We start from the raw sequence: 17573 nt of genomic DNA on the forward strand, positions 1-17573 counted from the left end.
TGCTGTCGAGGCCGAGGTCGAGCCGGTTGCCGAGCCGGTTGCCGTCGAGGTCGAGCCGGAGGCTGTCGAGCCTGAGGTCGAGGCCGAGCCGGTTGCTGTCGAGGCCGAGGTCGAGCCGGTTGCCGAGCCGGTTGCCGTCGAGGTCGAGCCGGAGGCTGTCGAGCCTGAGGTCGAGGCCGAGCCGGTTGCCGTTGAGCCTGAGGTCGAGGCCGAGCCGGTTGTCGAGCCGGTTGCCGTCGAGGTCGAGCCGGAGGCTGTCGAGCCCGAGGTCGAGGCCGAGGTCGAGCCGGTTGTCGAGCCTGAGGCTGAGCTGGCTGTCGAGCCGGTTGCCGAGGTCGAGGCTGAGCCGATCGTCGAGCCGGTTGCTGTCGAGGTCGAGGTCGAGGCCGAGCCGGAGGCCGTTGCGCCCGAGGTCGAGCCGGTCGTCGAGCCCGTTGCCGTCGAGGAGGCCGCCGCTCCGGTCGAGGTCGAGGCCGAGGTCGAGGCCGAGGCGCCCAAGAAGGCCCGTCGTCCGAAGAAGCCGGACCTCACCCCCGGTCGTCCCGTCACCGCCTACTCGGCCGCCGAGCTGACCGCGCTGGTGCGGTGGATCGACGGCGACGGTGCGGAGCGTACCGAGGACGAGCTGCTGCGGGCCGCGATGAAGGAGCTGGGCTTCGCCCGGCTCGGTCCCCGGATCAAGGAGGCGCTCGGCGGCGCCGTCGCCGAGGCCCGTAGCTGACCCTGGGCCGTGCCCGACCGTGCCCGTCCGAGCGACTCCCGCCCGGGCGGGCACGGTGCTGTCCGGGGCCGTCCGGGAGCGCGGCCGGCTACTCGCCGATGTCCTCGAACCACAACTCCGGCCGGGCCGCGACGAACCCGGTCATCAGCCGGACGCAGGCGGGGTCGTCCAGCACCGTGATCCCCACGCCGTGCTCGGCGAGCCACTCGTGGCCCCCGCGGAACGTCCTGGCCTCGCCGATCACCACCCGGCCGATCCCGAACTGCCGTACCAGCCCCGAGCAGTACCAGCAGGGCGAGAGCGTGGTCACCATCGTGGTCCGCCCGTAGCCGCGCAGCCGGCCGGCCGCGCGGAACGCGGCGGTCTCGGCGTGCATCGACGGGTCGCCGTCCTGGACCCGCCGGTTGTGGCCGCGCCCGAGCAGTTCGCCGTCCGCCCCGAACAGCGCGGCCCCGATCGGGATCCCGCCCTCGGCCAATCCGGCCCTGGCCTCCTCGACCGCCACCGCCAGCATCCGTTCGACATCCATCTGGGCCACCACCCTCTCCGCCCGGCCCCCGCACCTCATCATCGGCCACCGCGCCGGATCCGTAACCCCCGCCGCACCGTCCGTGAGACCGCCCGGGAAGGGCCGCGGCGGCCCCCGTAGGCTGCTGCTATGCGAGATTTTGCGGCGGGGGTCGGCTATCTGTTCCAGGGGCAGCGCTGGGTGGCGCGGCACGGCCGGTGGTGGGGGTTCGGGATGATTCCCGCGCTGATCACGCTGGTCGGGTACGTGGCGGCGCTGGCCGCGCTGGTGGTGTGGTCGGACGACGTGGCCGACTGGGCGACGCCGTTCGCGGACCACTGGAGCTCGCCGTGGCAGGGCGTGCTGCGCGGGCTGGTGGTGGCGGTGGTGCTGGCCGGGGGCGGGCTGCTGGCGCTGGTGACGTTCACCGCCGTCACGCTGCTGGTCGGGCAGCCGTTCTACGAGTCGCTCTGCGAGAAGGTGGACGACACCGAGGGCGGCGCCCCACCCGCGCCGCGCCTCGGGCTCTGGCGCGAGCTGGTGGTCTCCGCCCGGGACAGTCTCCAGGTGCTGCTCCGGGTGGTCGGCTTCGGCCTGCTGCTGTTCGTGGGCGGATTCATCCCGCTGGTGGGCCAGACCGTGGTGCCGGTGCTCGGGGTGTGCGTTTCCGGCTATTACCTGACCGCGGAACTCTCGGCGGTGGCGCTGCAGCGCCGGGGGATCGCCCAGCGGGAGCGGCTGCGGCTGCTGCGCGGGCGGCTGCCGCTCACCCTGGGCTTCGGCGTGGGCGTGACGCTGCTCTTCCTGGTGCCGTTCGTGACGGTGCTGGCGATGCCCGGGGCGGTGGCCGGCGCCACCCTGCTGGGGCGGGACCTGGCCCCGGTCACCGAGGAGCCGGAGCCTGAGCGGGAGCCGCAGGAACCGATCGACCTGTTCAAGGAATAGCACAGGGAATTCGAATGCATTCAGGTATTCGAATGGCCGGGTAATTTGACAGTGCGTCCGCCGGTGCACCATAAATTCATTCATGAGTGCACCGGCGCGCGCCGACGTCCAGTCCGGGACCGATCCGGGCGACCCGGAGTTCTGGCGGCTGCCGGCCGCCGACCGGGCCGCCGCCTTCGCCCGGCTGCGGGCACTCGACCGCCCGGCGGTCCTCACCGACCGCACCACCGGCAGGTCCTTCCACGCGCTCGTGCGGCACGCCGACGTGGTGGCGGCGAGCCGCACCCCGGAGGTGTTCCTCAGCGGCCCCGGCGTCACCACCCCGGAGCCGGCCCGCTGGGTGCGGGCCCTGTTCGGCGACTCGATGGTGAACCTGGACGACCCGCACCACGCCGACCTGCGCCGGATCGTCTCCCGGGCCTTCACCCCCCGGCTGATCACCCGGGTCGAGGAGGACATCCGGGCGGTGGCCGAGCGGATCGTGGACCAGGTGGTCGAGCGGCGCCCGGCGGACTTCGTCACCGCGGTCGCCGCCGAGCTGCCCTACCAGGTGATCTGCAACATGATGGGCATCCCCGGGCCGCAGCGCCGGGAGATCCTGGCCCAGATCAACCACGCCTCCGAGCACACCGGGGTGGCCCGCAGCCGGCTCCGGATCCCCGGGCGCGGCCTGCGCGCGCTGGCCAGGATGCAGGGTGTGATCGCCGCGCTCGGCCGCGAGCGCCGCCGCCGCCCGACCGACGACCTGATCTCCGCGCTGGTCACCGCGGACGTGGACGGCCGGCACCTCAACTCCCGCGAGCTGGGCGCCTTCTTCTCGCTGCTGCTGGTGGCCGGGGTGGAGACCACCCGCAACGCGCTCGCCCACGGCCTGCACCTGCTGACCCGGCACCCCGGGCAACGCGCCCTGCTGACCGAGGACTTCGACGCCCGGATCGGCGGTGCGGTCGAGGAGATCGTCCGTCACAGCACGCCGATCATCCAGTTCCGCCGCACGCTCGCCACCGACCACGAGCTGAACGGCGCCCCGCTCGCCCGGGGCGACAAGGTGGTGCTGTTCTTCGGCTCGGCCAACCGGGACGAGGCGGTCTTCACCGACCCGGACGCCTTCGACATCACCCGCTCGCCCAACCCGCACCTAGGCTTCGGCGGCGGCGGCCCGCACTTCTGCCTCGGCGCCTACCTGGCCCGGCAGGAGATGAAGGTGCTCTACCGGGAGCTGTTCACCCGCCTGCCCGACCTCCGCGCGGTCGGCGAGCCCGAGCTGATCCCGTCCAGCTTCGACCACCGGGTCAGGTCGCTGGGCTTCGCCTTCACACCGCCCGCCTGAGCGGCCACCCCCGCTTCGTACGGTTCGGCCGCGTCCCCTTGTCCGAACCGGTGCGCGCCGTCGCCCCGCGCCTCGTCCTACCGTTCCGGGACCACGTACGAGGAGAGGCGGCCCTGGTGCACCGTTCCGTTCACGACTGGCTCGTTCACGACTACCGCGAGGACGACCTGGCGGCGGTCGTCCACCTGATCGACACCACCGCCGGGCTCGGCCAGGAGTCGGTCTTCTCGCTGGCCGAGTGCATCACCGCGCTCACCTCCCGGCAGCCCGCCGTGGTCGCGGTCAGCCGGGGGGTGCCGATCGGCGCCGCGCTGGCCCACCTGGCCGGCGACCGAGCCTGGGTGATGCGGATCGCGATCGCCCCGGCCTGGCGCGGCCGCGGCCTGGCCAGCGCCCTGCTGCGCGAGCTGGAACGCCGGCTGGTGGCGCAGCACGTGCGCCGGATCGCGTACGTGCTGCCGGAGGAGGAGCTGCTCGGCGAGGGGCTGCGCAACGCCGGCTACAGCCGCCGCCCGGCGGTCGCCTACTTCGAGAAGTCCGAGCCGGCCGCCGGACCGGCCGCCAACCTGCTGGAGGAGCTCGGCGGGCGGGTGCTCCCGGGCGACCTCTGGGGGAAGGTCGCCGGAATGGAGGCGGAGAAGAACCTGATCGAGCGGCGGGTGGTGCTGCCGCTGGCCGAGCCCGAGCGGGCCGCCCGGCACGGGGTCCGGCCGCCGCGCGCGATCGCTCTGTTCGGGCCGCCCGGCACCGGCAAGACCACCTTCGCCCGGGCCGTCGCCTCCCGGCTCGGCTGGCCGTTCGTCGAGCTGCTGCCGTCCCGGCTGGCGGACGGGGGCAACCTCGCCGCCGCGCTGCGGGCGGCGTTCGCCCGGATCGCGCAGCTGGAGCGGGTGCTGGTGTTCATCGACGAGGTGGAGGAGATCGCCCCGGTCCGCACCGAGGGCGCCGCCGGCGGCATGCACGGGGTCACCAACGAGCTGCTCAAGCTGATCCCGGGCTTCCGCGAGGGCGAGGAGCGGCTGCTGGTCTGCGCGACCAACTCGATCCGCTCGCTCGACCCGGCCTTCCTGCGCCCGGGCCGTTTCGACTACCTGATCCCGATCGGTACCCCGGACGCCGCCGCCCGGGCCGCCATCTGGTCCCGCCACGCCGCGACCAGGGACGACGTCGACCTGTCCGCCCTGGTCCCGGCGAGCGAGCTGTTCACCCCGGCCGACATCGAGCACGCCGCCCGGATCGCCGCCCAGGCGGCCTTCGAACGCGACCTCGGCGACGGCGGTCCCGCCACGGACGGGGCCGGCACCGAGGACTACCTGGCCGCCGTCGCCCAGTGCCGGCCGACGGTCACCCCCGCCATGATTGAGGAGTTCACCGCCGACATCGGCTCGCACGCCCGGGTCTGAGCCGCGGCGTCACGCCCCCGGGTGGACCCCCACCGCGTCCCGGATCTGCTCGCCCAGCCCGCCGTCCCGCCGGGCGCAGTTCGCGCAGCAGAAGAACCGGCCGGAGACCTCGACCCCGTGCCCGACGATCCGCACCTGGCAGTACTCGCAGCGCGGCGCGAGCTTCTCCATCGCGCACTCGAAGCTGTCGAAGGTGTAGGTGTCCCCGCTCACCGTCTTGATCTCGAAGGACAGCCAGTAGTCGTTCTTGCACACCACACAGACGGCCATACCGCGATTCCTCTCCCGCGTTCCGGGCCCGGCCGCAGGCCGGCCGGCACCTTCCGAGTCTTCGGCCGCCGGCCGGACCCGGCAAATCGACCCGCCGCCGAACGGATACTGGAACACGAGGGGATCTACGGCCGAGGAGGCCCCGATGATCGTCCGAATCTGGGAGGCGCACGTCGCGCCCCGACACGCCGCCGGCTTCCGCGCGCAGCTCGCCGAGGAGGTGCTGCCGCAGATCCTGCGGACCGACGGCTGCGTGGGCGGTGAGCTGATGACGGCGGTGGTCGAGGGCGACCACCGGGTCCTGATGATCACCCGCTGGACCGACGAGGAGTCGCTGCTCGCCTACGCGGGGCCGATGTGGCGGATCCGCCCGGTGTGGGCCGAGGGCGAGCTGAACTACCTGGAGCACCCGCCCAAGGTGGCCCACTACCAGCCGTTCGGCGCCTGAGCGCGCGGCCGGGGCACCCGGCGGTCAGGGCCGGATCTGCGGGAACCCCTGATCGGCCTTCACCTGCTTCATGGTCAGGTGCGAGTTGACCTGCGCGATCCCCGGCAGCCCGGAGAGCATATCGGTGATGAACCGCTCGTACGCCGCGATGTCCGCGACCGCGATCCGCAACAGGTAGTCCGGGTCGCCGAACAGCCGGTGGGCCTCCACCACCTCGGGCAGCGCCGCGACCCGCTGCTCGAACTCGGCCACGGTCGCCCGGTCCTCGTGCCGCATCACGATCGACACGAAGGGCTGGAAGCCGCGCCCCAGCGCCGCGCCGTCCAGCAGCGCACGGTAGCCGCGGATCACCCCGTCCTGCTCCAGCTGCCGCACCCGCCGCAGGCACGGCGAGGGGGTGAGATCCACCCGGGAGGCCAGCTCGGCGTTGCTCAGCCGCCCGTCCTGCTGGAGCTCGTGGAGGATTCTGCGGTCGATTCGGTCCATGGCGCAATATTCTGCCGCAGTCGTGGCTCGGCACGCCCGAACCGGTCATCGGCTGCCAGCCCGATCCGGATACGTTCGGTCACCGAGGACGACCGTCACCAGGACGCGTCCGCGGACTCGGGGTGTCATGAACGCGCACGCGCTGCTGCTCTTCCTGGGGGTCGACCTGCTGCTGGTCTGCACCCCCGGCCCGGACTGGCTCTACATCGCCGCCAGAGGGCTCGGCCAGGGCCGCCGGGCGGCGCTGACCGCCGTCCTCGGCGTCTGCGCCGGGTACGCGGTGCACACCCTGCTCTCCACGGCCGGCCTGGCCGCCGCCCTGCGCGCGGTGCCGGCGGTGCTGCCGACGCTGCGCTGGGCCGGCGCCGCGTACCTGGCGATCCTCGCCGTCACCATGCTGCTCTCGCTGCGCCGCACCGACGGCGAGCTGCCCGCGGCCCGCCCCCAGCCGACCGCCACCGTGCTGCGGCAGTCCCTCACCACCGCGCTGCTCAACCCCAAGGGCCTGCTGCTCTACCTCTCCCTGGTGCCGCAGTTCGTGGAGCCCTCGGCCGGCCTGCCGATCGGCACCCAGGTGCTCGCCCTGGGCACCGTCAACGTGCTGTGCTGCGCGGTGGTCTACGGCCTGCTGGCGATCGCCGCCGGCCGGCTCGGCTCCTCGGTCGGCGGCACCCCGACGGCGGCCCGGCGGCTGTCCGCCGTCTCGGCGGTGCTGCTCCTGCTGGTCGCCGGGGTCACCGCGAGCGCCTGACCCGCGGCTCAGACCCCGGCCGGTAGGTCCTTGGCCAGCCCGCGGATCCGGAACGCGGTGACGACCTCCACCACACCCAGCACCACCAGGCCGCAGCCGGCCAGTAGGGCCAGCGCGGTGACGGAGTGGACCGGCCAGACCATCAGCAGGACGCCGGCCAGCACGTTCAGCAGACCGACGAAGATCTGCCAGCCGCGGGCCTGCATCCCCGGGTCGGAGCCGGCCGCGGCCACCAGGGTGATGCCGCGGAACAGCCAGCCGATCCCGATCCAGATGCCCAGTAGGGCGATCGACTGCACCGCGCTGCGGAAGCACAGCAGCCCGAGCAGCACGCACAGCGCGCCGCTGATGAAGGCCAGCACCCGCAGCGCGGTCTGGCCGTGCGTCCCGAAGGCGGCGAGCAGCTGGAACACGCCGATCACCACCAGGTAGATCCCGAACAGCACCCCCACCACCCACAGGGTCTGCTTCGGCCAGACGAAGATGATCACCCCGAGCGCGAGCGAGGCCAGGCCGGCCGCCAGCACCACCTGCCAGGCGGCCCGGGCCAGCCGCTGGAACGGACCGTCGATCGGGGGGTACGGCTCGGCCATCGTGCGACTCCTGACGGGCGGAGGTGAGGGGCCCTCCCACTCTCCCGGCCCGCCCGGGAGCCCGCGCGCGCCGTTCCGCCGTTCGGATGATCCGTCAGGACAGCTGATGATGGTCCGTCAGTCACCCGCCGGACAGCCGTTGATCCGTTCGGGCGACATAGGATCGGACGTTATGACGGATGAAGGGCAGGGGGACCCTCAGACCGAGCCGCCGGCGGGCCACTACATCGTCTGCGGCGGCAACGCACTGGCCCACCGGCTGATCGTGGAGCTGATCGAGCACTACGAGGTGCCGGTGGTCGCGCTGGTGCCGGACCGGACCAGGGACCACGGCCCGCGGATCGAGCAGCTGGCCGTGGTCGCCGAGGTGCTGGAGTACAGCACGGTCTCCGAGGAGGCGTTGCGCGCCGCCGGGGTGGACGTCGCGCGCGGGGTCGCCCTGATGGACGGCACCGACCAGGAGAACATCCACGCCGCGCTGACCGCCCGGGGCCGCAACCCCGGGATCCGGATCGTGCTGCGGATGTTCAACCTGCGCCTCGGCGAGCACATCGAGAAGCTGCTGCCCAACTGCGCGGCGCTGTCCGGTTCGGCCACCGCCGCGCCGGCCTTCGCCAACGGCGCGCTGGGGCGGCCCAACTCGGTCCAGGTCGGCGACCGCTACCTCTACGTGGCGTACGGCGAGGAGATCGAGGGCAACCAGATCTGCCTGGTCGCCGACCGGATCGACCGGCAGGACCTCGGCCGGCTCCGGCTGCTGCCGGACACCGGCGGCCGCGCGGCCGAGTTCATCGCGCTGGCCCGGCGGCTCGGCTCCGAGGGGCCGATCGAGCTCGGCCGGGCGGCCGCCCCGGAGGCGGCCGGGGCGGACCGCGGCGAGGTCGCCGTGCTGCAGGCGCTGACCAGCGAGCCGCCGGTCCGGATCCCGTGGTGGAAGCGGGCCCGCTGGTGGCTCCAGGACGTGCTGCGCTACTTCACCAGTGTCCGGCTCCGGCTGGTGCTGACCACCGCGCTGGTGGCGGTGCTGGTCGGCGGCTGGGTGATCTGGCACGACAACGGCAGCCTCGGCTGGGCGGCCTACCTGACGCTGCTCGACCTGGCCGGCGCGGCCCAGCCGGACCAGCCGGGCGCCGGCGCCCCGGGCGGGCCGTGGACGCGCCTGGCCCAGGTGGTGGTGACCTTCTGCGGGATCACCTTCGTGCCGGTGGCCACCGCCATCGTGGTGGACATGCTGGCCACCGGGCGGCGCGGGCTACCCAGGGCGCCGGGCTCCCGGACCAGGGACCACGTGGTGGTGGTCGGGCTCGGCAACGTCGGCACCCGGGTGGCCACGCTGGTGCACGCGACCGGGGTCCCGGTGGTCTGCATCGAGCGTGACCCGCAGGCCCGTGGCATCGCGGCCGTCCGGGCGCTCGGCCTGCCGGTCCTGGTCGGCGACGCCCCGCTGGAGAGCCAGCTGCGGCGGGCCCGGGTCCGGTACAGCCGGGCGCTGGTGGCCGTCACCACCGATGACGCGGCCAACCTGGAGGCCGCCCTGGAGGCCCGCGCGGTCCGCCCCGAGGTCCGCATCGTCGTTCGGCTGTTCGACGACGACTTCGCCCATCACGTCTACGCCACCCTGGGCAACGTGGCCTCCCGCTCGGTCTCCTACCTGTCCGCACCGGCCTTCGCGGCCGCGCTGATGGGCCGTGAGGTGCTGGGCACGCTCTCGGTCTACCGGCACGTGCTGCTGATCGCCGAGCTGACGGCGGCACCGGGCAGCGGACTGCTCGGCCGGGACACCCACGAGATCGAGGGTGCGGGCGGGGTCCGGGTGATCGCCGTCCGGCTGGCCCGGCGCCCGCAGGAGTACCAGTGGAACTTCGCCGACCGGGCCCGCCGGCTCGGACCGGGGGACCGGATCGTGGTGGCGGCCACCCGGAGCGGGCTGGCCCGGCTCAACACCCTCGAACCCGAGGGGAGTTGAGCCGGGCCGGCGGCGCCGGCCGGTTCAGCGGTGCTTGAAGGCGGGCGGGCGCTTCTCGGCGAAGGCCGCCATCCCCTCCTTCTGGTCGGCGGTGGCGAACGCGGCGTGGAACAGCCGGCGTTCGAACCGCACGCCCTCGGCGAGGGTGGTCTCGAAGGCGCGGTTGACGCTCTCCTTCATCATCACCGCGGCCGGGGTGGACATCGCGGCGACCGTCCCGGCCACCGCCAGCGCCTCGTCCAGCAGGTCGTTCGCCGGGACGATCCGGGACACCAGGCCGGCCCGCTCGGCCTCCTCGGCATCCATCATCCGGCCGGTCAGACACAGCTCCATCGCCTTGGCCTTGCCGATCGCCCTGGTCAGGCGCTGCGAGCCGCCGATGCCGGGGATCACCCCGAGCTTGATCTCCGGCTGCCCGAACTTCGCGGTGTCGGCGGCCAGCAGGATGTCGCAGAGCATCGCCAACTCGCAGCCGCCGCCCAGCGCGTAGCCCGCCACCGCGGCGATCACCGGCTTGCGCACCCGGCCCAGCTCGTCCCAGGGGCCCAGCCAGTCGTCCAGGTAGACCTCGGGGAAGTGGTTGTCCTGCATCTCCTTGATGTCGGCGCCGGCCGCGAAGGCCTTCTCCGAACCGGTGATCACCATGGCGCCGATCTCCGGATCCCGGTCGAACGCGCGGGCGGCGGCCACCACCTCGTTCATCAGCCGGGTGTTGAGCGCGTTGAGCGCCTTCGGCCGGTTGAGCGTGATCAGCCCGACCCGGTCCTTGCGCTCCACCAGGATCGTCTCGTACTCGGTCATCGTCGTTGACTCCCTCTGCGATGTGACGGTGGCTGTGACGGCACTCCACCCGCCCTGACCGTCCATACCTTCGCGGACACAGCGGGTGACGCGCCAGTCTCGACTGCTGAGACGGTGGTCACCCGATCCCGAGCGCTCCGGTCGGGGCCGGGGCGAAGAACCGGGCCACGTCGGCGGCGGTGACCTCGGCCAGCCGGGCCGGCCGCCAGTGCGGGTCGCGGTCCTTGTCCACCACCTGCGCCCGGATGCCCTCGACCAGGTCGTGGCCGTCCAGCGCGGCGCAGGAGATCCGGTACTCCTGCTCCAGGGTCTCGGCCAGCGCCCGATGGCCGCGGGCCCGGCGCAGCGCCGCCAGGGTCACCTTCAGCGCGGTCGGCGACTTGGACCGGATCTGCTCGGCGGCCTCCTTGGCCTCCGGCACCCCGCTGTCCTCCAGCCGGTCCAGGATCTGCGCCACCTCGTCGGCGGCGTAGCAGTGGTCGATCCACCCGCGCTGCGCCGCCAGCTCCGAGGCCGGTGCGGCGACGGCCCGGGCGGCGACCGCCTCGGCGGCGGGGCGGTGGGCCAGCTCGGCCAGCAGCGCGGGCAGCTCGGCGCTCGGCAGGTAGTGGTCGGCGAAGCCGCAGTGCAGCGCGTCCGCGGCGGTCATCGAGCCGGCCGTGAGCGCGAGGTGGGTGCCCAGCTCGCCCGGTGCGTGGGCCAGCAGGTGGCTGCCGCCGACGTCCGGGACCAGGCCGATCCTGGTCTCCGGCAGGGCGACGGCGGAGCGTTCGGTGACGATCCGCAGGCTGCCGTGCGCGGACACCCCGACGCCGCCGCCCATGGTGATGCCGTCCATCACCGCGACATAGGGCTTGGGGTAGCGGGAGATCAGCTCGTTCAGCAGGTACTCGTCCCGGAAGAACACCCGGAAGCCGTGGCCGCCCGCCTTGGCGTCGTCGTGCATCGCCCGGATGTCGGCCCCCGCGCACAGCCCGCGCTCCCCGGCGCCGGTCAGCACCACGGTGGCCACCGATCCGTCCTCGGCCCAGTCGTCCAGCGCCGCGCGCAGGGTGCGGAGCATCTCGTGGGTGAGCGAGTTGAGCGCCTTGGGCCGGTTCAGGGTGAGGCGGCCGGCCAGGCCGTCCCGCTCGACGAGCACATCCATGCCAGGTCCTCCGGGTCACGAGGGTCGGTGCCCCGGACAGCCTAGAGCGGGTTCGGACCCGAGCCGTGCACCCCCTGCCGGGGCTGCCCCGGTGCCCCCGGGAGTGCACGGCTCGGCGGTGACGTGCGCGCTACGGGATGATCCGGCCGTAGACCTCGCCGAAGCCGATCCGGGCGCCGTCGGGGCCCGGTGCGGTCGCGGTGATGGTGACCTGGTCGCCGTCCTCCAGGAAGGTGCGGGTGGTGCCGTCGGGGAGCTTGACCGGGTCCTCGCCGTTCCAGGTGAGCTCGATCAGGGCGCCGCGGCTCTCCTTCTCGGGGCCGCTGACGGTGCCGGAGGCGTAGAGGTCGCCGGTGCGCAGCGAGGCGCCGTTGACCGTCAGGTGGGCGAGCTGCTGGGCGGCCGTCCAGTACATCGAGGCGAACGGCGGCCGGGAGACCGGGTGGCCGTTGAGCGAGACCTCCAGGTCGAGGTCCAGTCCCCAGGGCTCGGCCGCGCGGTCGTCCAGGTACGCCAGCGGCTCCACGTCGCGGGCCGGCGGGGCGACCCGGGCGTGCTCCAGGGCGGCCAGCGGGACCACCCAGGGGGAGACCGAGGTGGCGAAGGACTTGCCGAGGAACGGGCCGAGCGGCACGTACTCCCAGGCCTGGATGTCCCGGGCGGACCAGTCGTTGAGCAGCAGCACGCCGAAGACGTGCTCCGCGAAGTCGGCCAGGGCCACCCGGCTGCCCAGCTCGGTCGGGGTGCCGACGACGAAGCCGACCTCGGCCTCGATGTCCAGCCGGCGGGACGGGCCGAAGGAGGGCAGCGGGTCGGCGGGCGCCTTGCGCTGGCCGTGCGGTCGGACCACCGGCGTGCCGGAGACGACCACCGTGCCGGCCCGGCCGTGGTAGCCGATCGGCAGGTGCTTCCAGTTGGGGGTGAGCGGCTCGGTGCCCGGGCGGAACAGCCGGCCCAGGTTGGTCGCGTGGTGCTCGGAGGCGTAGAAGTCGACGTAGTCGGCGACCTCGAACGGCAGGTGCAGCTCGACCTCGTCCAGCTGCACCAGGTTGGGGCTGACGGCCGGGCGGTGGGCCTCGTCCGTGAGCCACTCGGTGATCGAGGCCCGCACCGAGGTCCAGGTGGCGCGCCCGGCCGCCATCAGCGGGTTGAGGGTGTCCGCGTCCAGCAGGACGGAGGGCGCGCCGGCCGCCCGGGCGGTCGCGCCGAGGTCCAGGACCTGCTCGCCGATCCGGACGCCGATCCGCCGCCGGCCCGGCCGGTCGGGTGCGGTGAAGACGCCGTACGGCAGGTTGTGGACGCCGAACGGGGAGTCGGCCGGCACGGCGAGCCAGGTGGCGGGGGTCAACGGTCCTCCAGTGGTGCGGGTGGGGCGAGCAGGCCGAGCGCGGCCAGGTCGTCGAGCGGCTCGGCGACGCTGCAGGTGCCGAAGGCGGTGAACCGGCCGCGGACCAGTGTGACCTGGTCCTCCGTCAGGGCGCGAGCGGCCCGCGCCAGCACCTCGCCGGAGCGCTCGGCCAGCACCTCGGCGGCCGCCGCGGCGTCCTCGCCGGCCGCCGCGGCCAGCAGGACGTTCAGGAAGCCGTGGTGCTCGAAGCCGGTGGCCGGGTCGGTGTGCCGGACGGCGTGGTGCAGGCCGGCCGTGCATTTGTAGGGCAGCGAGCGCTCGGCGCAGGCGGCCTGGAAGGCCGCGAGTTCGGCCTCGGTGGGGAAGGCCCCGGCGGCCAGTCCGCCGGTCCGGAACTTGGCCCGGTACGGCGTGCCGGCCAGCAGGTCGAGCCCGGCCTCCAGCCCTTCGCCGCGCGGGAGTTCGACCGCGGCGGGGGCACCGGGGGGCAGCTGCGCATCGAGTGCGGCCAGCGCGGCGGGCAGGTCGGGGTCGGCGAGCTCCACGCCGGCCACGGTCAGCCCCTCGGCGGCCGCCAGCGCGGGTGCCAGCTGGGTGCTGCCGCCCGGCAGCACCAGGGCGACCCGCAGCGGCCCGGCCACCGCGGCCCGCAGCTCGGCCAGCCGGCCCGCCCCGCACAGGAACGGGCCGACCGCCTCGGCGTACCAGGCCGTGCGGTGCGCCGCGTGGGCGGGCACCGCCTCGGGCAGCGGCAGCTCTCCCGGCGGGAAGAGCGCGGCGTCGTCGAACAGCCCCCGGTAGAGGGCGGGGACGCTCACCGGCCCGGCCCGCGGCCGGACCAGGTCCAGGCGTAGCCCGGGTCCTCGCTCGCGGTGCCGGCCTCGCCCAGCTCCAGCGGGCGGAAGGTGTCCACCATCACCGCCAGCTCGTCGAAGAACTCGGCGCCGATCGAGCGCTCGTAGGCACCGGGCTGCGGCCCGTGGGTGTGCCCGCCGGGGTGCAGCGAGATCGAGCCCTGGGCGATGCCGGAGCCCTTGCGGGCCTCGTAGTCGCCGCCGCAGTAGAACATCACCTCGTCGCTGTCCACGTTGGCGTGGTAGTACGGCACCGGGATGGACAGCGGGTGGTAGTCCACCTTGCGCGGCACGAAGTTGCAGATCACGAAGTTGTGGCCCTCGAAGACCTGGTGGGCCGGCGGCGGCTGGTGGATCCGCCCGGTGATCGGTTCGAAGTCGGCGATGTTGAAGACGTACGGGTACAGGCAGCCGTCCCAGCCGACCACGTCGAACGGGTGGTGCGGCACGGTGTACCGGGTGCCCACCACGCCGTTGCTGCCGCGGTGCTTGACCAGCACGTCCACGTCCGTGCCCTCGACCAGCAGCGGCCCGACCGGCCCGCGCAGGTCCCGCTCGCAGTACGGCGCGTGCTCCAGCAGCTGGCCGAACCGGGAGAGGTAGCGCTTGGGCGGGGTGATGTGGCTGTTGGCCTCGATGCAGTACGCGCGCAGCGGCGCGTCCGGTGCCGGCACCCAGCGGTGGGTGGTGGCCCGGGGGATGATCACGTAGTCCCCCTGGCCGACCTCCAGGGTGCCGAACACCGTCTCCACGGTGGCCGAGCCGGACTCCACGTAGACGCACTCGTCGCCCAGCCCGTTGCGGTACAGCTCGCTGGGGGCGCCCGCCACCACGTAGCTGATCCGCACGTCGCCGTTGCCGAGCACCAGCCGGCGCCCGGCCACCGCGTCGGTGTCCTTCCACTCCTCGCCCTCGAACAGCGAGTGCAGCTTGAGGTGGCGGGGCACCAGCGGGAGGTTCGGGCTGGTGGACTGGTCCGGCAGCTCCCACGGGCGGGCGTCCACGATCGCCGAGGGGATGCCCCGGTGGTAGAGCAGCGAGGAGTCGGAGGAGAAGCCCTCCTCACCCATCAGCTCCTCGTAGTAGAGGCCCCCCTCGGGAGTGCGGTGCTGGGTGTGCCGCTTGGGCGGGATGCTGCCCAGCTGCCGGTAGTGCGCCATCGTGGAGTCTCCTCAGGGGCTCAGAGGTTGCCGCGCTTGTCCTGCTCGCGCTCGATGGACTCGAAGAGCGCCTTGAAGTTGCCCTTGCCGAAGCCCAGCGAACCATGCCGCTCGATGAACTCGAAGAACACCGTCGGCCGGTCGCCCTGCGGCTTGGTGAAGATCTGCAGCAGGTAGCCGTCCTCGTCGCGGTCGACCAGGATGCCGCGCTTCTTGAGCTCCTCGACCGGCACCCGGACCTTGCCGATCCGCTCGCGCAGCTCGGGGTCGTCGTAGTACGAGTCGGGGGTGGAGAGGAACTCCACGCCGCGCGAGCGCAGCACGTCCACGGTGGTCAGGATGTCGTTGGTGGCGAGCGCGAGGTGCTGGCAGCCGGGGCCGCCGTAGAACTCCAGGTACTCGTCGATCTGCGACTTCTTCTTGGCGATGGCGGGCTCGTTAAGCGGGAACTTCACCCGGTGGTTGCCGCTGGCGACCACCTTGCTCATCAGCGCGGAGTACTCGGTGGCGATGTCGTCGCCGACGAACTCCGCCATGTTCACGAAGCCCATGACCTTGTTGTAGAAGCCGACCCACTCGTTCATGTGGCCGAGCTCGACGTTGCCGACCGCGTGGTCGAGCGCCTGGAACAGGCGGCGGGGTGCGCCCTCGGGGCGCTCCACCTTGGTCTCGGCGACCACGTAGCCCGGCAGGTACGGGCCGGCGTAGCGGGAACGGTCGACCAGGGTGTGCCGGGTCTCGCCGTAGGTGGCGATGGCGGCGCGGCGCACGGTGCCGTTCTCGTCCGAGACGTCGTTGGGCTCCTCCAGGATCCGGGCGCCCTGGGCCCGGGCGTGCGCGATGCACTTGTCGACGTCCGGGACCTCGATCGCCAGGTCGACCACGCCGTCGCCGTGCCGGCGGTGGTGCTCCAGCAGCGGGCTGTCCGGGGCCACCCCGCCCTTGATCACGAACCGGCAGGAGCCGGAGCGCAGCACGTACGCCTTGCGGTCCCGGCGGCCGGTCTCGGGGCCGGAGTAGGCGACCAGGTCCATCCCGAAGACGACCTGGTAGAGCTGGGCCGTCAGGGTGGCGTTGCCGACGACGAAGACCACCGCGTCCTGGGCGATCACCGGGAAGGGGTCGTTGGCCGGGTTGTGCTCGACCAGGCCCACCAGGCGGCGCAGCTGCTCCGCGTCGAGGCCGGCCTCCAGCTCCTCGGGGGTGAGTTCAACGGCGTTGGCGGTCATCGGTGCTTCCTCCACGTCGAGGGGTCCGCGGCGCAGGGGTCGGCGCCATCGGTTGCGCTGAGCTTGCTCCTGGAGGGCTGGTTGGGCAACAGGTCGGGTTTTCACTGATCAATGTGTACAAGGTGAGCAGCGCCGGACCGCTTCTTCTGCTCAGATTGACCAGTCCTTCGGGGGGTCGGTCGGTGCTGGTGGGGCTCCCGGATCAATCCTCGAACGTGAAGTGCCGGGTGAACCACTCGGTGGCCAGCCGGGCCACGGCGGCCAGCGCGCCGGGCTCCTCGAACAGGTGGCCCGACCCGGGCACGACCAGCAGCGAGCTCTCGGCGCGCAGCTCGGCCCGGGCCAGCCGGTTGAGCTCCAGCACCCCGGTGTCCGCGCCGCCGACGATCAGCAGGGTGGGAGCGGTGACCTCGGCCAGCCGGGGTCCGGTCAGATCGGGCCGCCCGCCCCGGGAGACGATCGCGGCCGGTTCGGTGCCCGGCTCGGTCGAGGCCCAGAGCGCGGCGGCGGCGCCGGTGCTGGCACCGAAGTAGCCGACCGGCAGGCCGGTGCAGGCCGGGTCCGCCCGCAGCCGCCTGGTCACCTCGGCCAGCCGGGCGCCCAGCAGCGGCGGATCGAAGACCTTGTCCCGGTCCGGTTCCTCGGCCGTGGTGAGCAGGTCGAGCAGCAGGGTGCCGAGGCCGGCCCGGTTGAGCGAGGCGGCGACCGCGCGGTTGCGCGGGCTGTGCCGGCTGCTGCCGCTGCCGTGCGCGAACAGCACCACGCCGAGCGGGTGGTGAGGCACCAGCAGGTCGCCGGCCAGCCGGGCGTCCGGGAGGGTGTAGAGGACCTCCCGGACGGCGGGTTCGGCCGCGTGCCGCTCGCCGGCCTCGGCCAGGCAGTCCAGCACCTCGTCGTCGGTGGTCTGCTCGAAGTCCTGGTAGAACTGCCCGATCGCCCAGAACCGGGCCGGGGTGAAGGGGCAGACCAGCTCGTCGGCGGCCTCCTCCAGCCGCTCGGCCCAGTCCTGCGGCGCGACCGGCACCGCCAGCACCACCCGGGCGGCGCCCCGGGCCCGGACGATCCGGCAGGCGGCCAGCGCGGTCGAGCCGGTCGCCACCCCGTCGTCCACCACCACCACGGTGCGGCCGCGCAGCTGCACGCCCGGGCGGCCGCGCCGGTAGCGCCGGGCCCGGCGGGCCAGCTCGGTCCGCTCCTGCTGCTCGACCTCGGCGAGCTGCGCGGGGGAGACGCCCGCGCCGCGCATCACCCGTTCGTTCACCACCCGGGCACCGTCCTCGCCGATGGCGCCCATCCCCAGCTCCGGCTGGTCGGGCACGCCCAGCTTGCGGATCACGCAGATGTCCAGCGGGGCGCCGAGCGCCCTGGCCACCTCGGCGGCCACCGGCACCCCGCCCCGGGGCAGCGCCACGACCACCGGGTCGTCGGCGAGCAGGTGGGTGAGCTCGGCCGCCAGGCGGCGGCCGGCGTCCCTGCGGTCGGTGAAGTTCATGAAGCCGCCTCCTCCTCCACCGTACGACCCTCCCGCGGGTGCCTCCCGGCCGAGGCCGCCGGGCCGGGGGCCTCGGCCGGGGGCCGGGGGCCGCCGGCGCACGGTGGGTGGGTGCCGGGGC

18 protein-coding genes are annotated in these 17573 nt (G+C 73.6%); 7 read left to right on the forward strand and 11 right to left on the reverse strand.

The genetic code is table 11. The annotated features are described in order from the left end of the window. Positions 1 to 721: hypothetical protein (locus AB0K43_RS00140; protein WP_363634273.1), on the forward strand; the 721-nt coding region annotated here is incomplete at its 5' end. Between the two features lie 88 nt (positions 722 to 809). Here AB0K43_RS00140 and AB0K43_RS00145 read toward each other — a convergent pair. Continuing rightward, a complete protein-coding gene (locus AB0K43_RS00145) occupies positions 810 to 1250 on the reverse strand; it encodes a nucleoside deaminase (RefSeq protein WP_363634673.1) in 441 nt (146 codons plus the stop codon). Positions 1251 to 1379: 129 nt separating this feature from the next. Here AB0K43_RS00145 and AB0K43_RS00150 point away from each other — a divergent pair, with 129 nt between their 5' ends. The 3 genes from AB0K43_RS00150 (at position 1380) to AB0K43_RS00160 (ending at position 4907) form a co-directional block, all read left to right on the forward strand. Further along, a complete protein-coding gene (locus AB0K43_RS00150; RefSeq protein WP_363634274.1) occupies positions 1380 to 2174 on the forward strand; it encodes an EI24 domain-containing protein in 795 nt (264 codons plus the stop codon). Positions 2175 to 2256: 82 nt separating this feature from the next. Further along, positions 2257 to 3504 carry a cytochrome P450 gene (locus AB0K43_RS00155; protein WP_363634275.1) on the forward strand — a complete coding sequence of 416 codons (1248 nt, stop codon included), beginning with the start codon at positions 2257 to 2259 and terminating at the stop codon, positions 3502 to 3504. A 116-nt stretch (positions 3505 to 3620) separates the two neighbouring features. Then, positions 3621 to 4907 carry a bifunctional GNAT family N-acetyltransferase/ATP-binding protein gene (locus AB0K43_RS00160; protein WP_363634276.1) on the forward strand — a complete coding sequence of 429 codons (1287 nt, stop codon included), beginning with the start codon at positions 3621 to 3623 and terminating at the stop codon, positions 4905 to 4907. A gap of 9 nt (positions 4908 to 4916) precedes the next feature. Here AB0K43_RS00160 and AB0K43_RS00165 read toward each other — a convergent pair whose 3' ends face one another. Continuing rightward, positions 4917 to 5177 (reverse strand): Prokaryotic metallothionein, encoded by a 261-nt coding sequence (locus AB0K43_RS00165; protein ID WP_363634277.1) that lies wholly within the window; start codon positions 5175 to 5177, stop codon positions 4917 to 4919. 145 nt (positions 5178 to 5322) lie between these two features. On the opposite strand from AB0K43_RS00165, the gene AB0K43_RS00170 reads away from it, so the two are divergent. Continuing rightward, complete coding sequence (locus AB0K43_RS00170; protein WP_350635596.1) at positions 5323 to 5625, forward strand: antibiotic biosynthesis monooxygenase; 303 nt, start codon at positions 5323 to 5325, stop codon at positions 5623 to 5625. Positions 5626 to 5649: 24 nt separating this feature from the next. Here the strand turns inward: AB0K43_RS00170 and AB0K43_RS00175 are convergent, their stop codons facing one another. Then, complete coding sequence (locus AB0K43_RS00175) at positions 5650 to 6111, reverse strand: Lrp/AsnC family transcriptional regulator (protein WP_363634278.1); 462 nt, start codon at positions 6109 to 6111, stop codon at positions 5650 to 5652. 127 nt (positions 6112 to 6238) lie between these two features. On the opposite strand from AB0K43_RS00175, the gene AB0K43_RS00180 reads away from it, so the two are divergent. Then, entirely contained in the window at positions 6239 to 6862 is a 624-nt protein-coding gene (locus tag AB0K43_RS00180) for a LysE family translocator (protein WP_363634279.1), read from the forward strand. An 8-nt stretch (positions 6863 to 6870) separates the two neighbouring features. Here the strand turns inward: AB0K43_RS00180 and AB0K43_RS00185 are convergent, their stop codons facing one another. Further along, a complete protein-coding gene (locus tag AB0K43_RS00185; RefSeq protein WP_363634280.1) occupies positions 6871 to 7455 on the reverse strand; it encodes a DUF308 domain-containing protein in 585 nt (194 codons plus the stop codon). Between the two features lie 172 nt (positions 7456 to 7627). On the opposite strand from AB0K43_RS00185, the gene AB0K43_RS00190 reads away from it, so the two are divergent. Beyond that, positions 7628 to 9421: an NAD-binding protein gene (locus AB0K43_RS00190; protein ID WP_363634281.1), complete on the forward strand. Its 1794-nt coding sequence runs from the start codon at positions 7628 to 7630 to the stop codon at positions 9419 to 9421. 24 nt (positions 9422 to 9445) lie between these two features. Here AB0K43_RS00190 and AB0K43_RS00195 read toward each other — a convergent pair whose 3' ends face one another. The 7 genes from AB0K43_RS00195 to AB0K43_RS00225 form a co-directional block, all read right to left on the reverse strand. After that, positions 9446 to 10222: an enoyl-CoA hydratase gene (locus tag AB0K43_RS00195; RefSeq protein WP_363634282.1), complete on the reverse strand. Its 777-nt coding sequence runs from the start codon at positions 10220 to 10222 to the stop codon at positions 9446 to 9448. A gap of 118 nt (positions 10223 to 10340) precedes the next feature. Next, on the reverse strand, positions 10341 to 11369 hold the full coding sequence (locus AB0K43_RS00200) for an enoyl-CoA hydratase/isomerase family protein (RefSeq protein ID WP_363634283.1): 1029 nt from the start codon (positions 11367 to 11369) through the stop codon (positions 10341 to 10343). A 130-nt stretch (positions 11370 to 11499) separates the two neighbouring features. Further along, a complete protein-coding gene (gene fahA / locus AB0K43_RS00205) occupies positions 11500 to 12717 on the reverse strand; it encodes a fumarylacetoacetase (RefSeq protein WP_363634284.1) in 1218 nt (405 codons plus the stop codon). Further along, a complete protein-coding gene (locus AB0K43_RS00210) occupies positions 12714 to 13535 on the reverse strand; it encodes a hypothetical protein (protein ID WP_363634285.1) in 822 nt (273 codons plus the stop codon). The genes fahA and AB0K43_RS00210 overlap by 4 nt, the downstream gene beginning before the upstream one ends. Beyond that, positions 13532 to 14731: a homogentisate 1,2-dioxygenase gene (locus tag AB0K43_RS00215; protein ID WP_363634286.1), complete on the reverse strand. Its 1200-nt coding sequence runs from the start codon at positions 14729 to 14731 to the stop codon at positions 13532 to 13534. The genes AB0K43_RS00210 and AB0K43_RS00215 overlap by 4 nt, the downstream gene beginning before the upstream one ends. Positions 14732 to 14751: 20 nt before the next feature. Then, positions 14752 to 15960 carry a 4-hydroxyphenylpyruvate dioxygenase gene (hppD, locus tag AB0K43_RS00220; RefSeq protein ID WP_363634287.1) on the reverse strand — a complete coding sequence of 403 codons (1209 nt, stop codon included), beginning with the start codon at positions 15958 to 15960 and terminating at the stop codon, positions 14752 to 14754. 202 nt (positions 15961 to 16162) lie between these two features. Continuing rightward, positions 16163 to 17452: a phosphoribosyltransferase gene (locus AB0K43_RS00225; protein ID WP_363634288.1), complete on the reverse strand. Its 1290-nt coding sequence runs from the start codon at positions 17450 to 17452 to the stop codon at positions 16163 to 16165. Positions 17453 to 17573 lie beyond the last annotated feature (121 nt).

It is taken from the genome of Kitasatospora sp. NPDC049258 (assembly GCF_040678895.1).
Classification (GTDB): domain Bacteria; phylum Actinomycetota; class Actinomycetes; order Streptomycetales; family Streptomycetaceae; genus Kitasatospora.

Coding starts and splice junctions, on each gene's coding strand:
- AB0K43_RS00190 (WP_363634281.1), top strand. CDS start 7,628: ATGACGGATGAAGGGCAGGGGGACCCTCAGACCGAGCCGCCGGCGGGC.
- AB0K43_RS00165 (WP_363634277.1), bottom strand. CDS start 5,177: ATGGCCGTCTGTGTGGTGTGCAAGAACGACTACTGGCTGTCCTTCGAG.
- hppD (WP_363634287.1), bottom strand. CDS start 15,960: ATGACCGCCAACGCCGTTGAACTCACCCCCGAGGAGCTGGAGGCCGGC.
- AB0K43_RS00215 (WP_363634286.1), bottom strand. CDS start 14,731: ATGGCGCACTACCGGCAGCTGGGCAGCATCCCGCCCAAGCGGCACACC.
- AB0K43_RS00225 (WP_363634288.1), bottom strand. CDS start 17,452: ATGAACTTCACCGACCGCAGGGACGCCGGCCGCCGCCTGGCGGCCGAG.
- AB0K43_RS00175 (WP_363634278.1), bottom strand. CDS start 6,111: ATGGACCGAATCGACCGCAGAATCCTCCACGAGCTCCAGCAGGACGGG.
- AB0K43_RS00170 (WP_350635596.1), top strand. CDS start 5,323: ATGATCGTCCGAATCTGGGAGGCGCACGTCGCGCCCCGACACGCCGCC.
- AB0K43_RS00185 (WP_363634280.1), bottom strand. CDS start 7,455: ATGGCCGAGCCGTACCCCCCGATCGACGGTCCGTTCCAGCGGCTGGCC.
- AB0K43_RS00195 (WP_363634282.1), bottom strand. CDS start 10,222: ATGACCGAGTACGAGACGATCCTGGTGGAGCGCAAGGACCGGGTCGGG.
- AB0K43_RS00145 (WP_363634673.1), bottom strand. CDS start 1,250: ATGGATGTCGAACGGATGCTGGCGGTGGCGGTCGAGGAGGCCAGGGCC.
- AB0K43_RS00155 (WP_363634275.1), top strand. CDS start 2,257: ATGAGTGCACCGGCGCGCGCCGACGTCCAGTCCGGGACCGATCCGGGC.
- AB0K43_RS00200 (WP_363634283.1), bottom strand. CDS start 11,369: ATGGATGTGCTCGTCGAGCGGGACGGCCTGGCCGGCCGCCTCACCCTG.
- AB0K43_RS00180 (WP_363634279.1), top strand. CDS start 6,239: ATGAACGCGCACGCGCTGCTGCTCTTCCTGGGGGTCGACCTGCTGCTG.
- AB0K43_RS00150 (WP_363634274.1), top strand. CDS start 1,380: ATGCGAGATTTTGCGGCGGGGGTCGGCTATCTGTTCCAGGGGCAGCGC.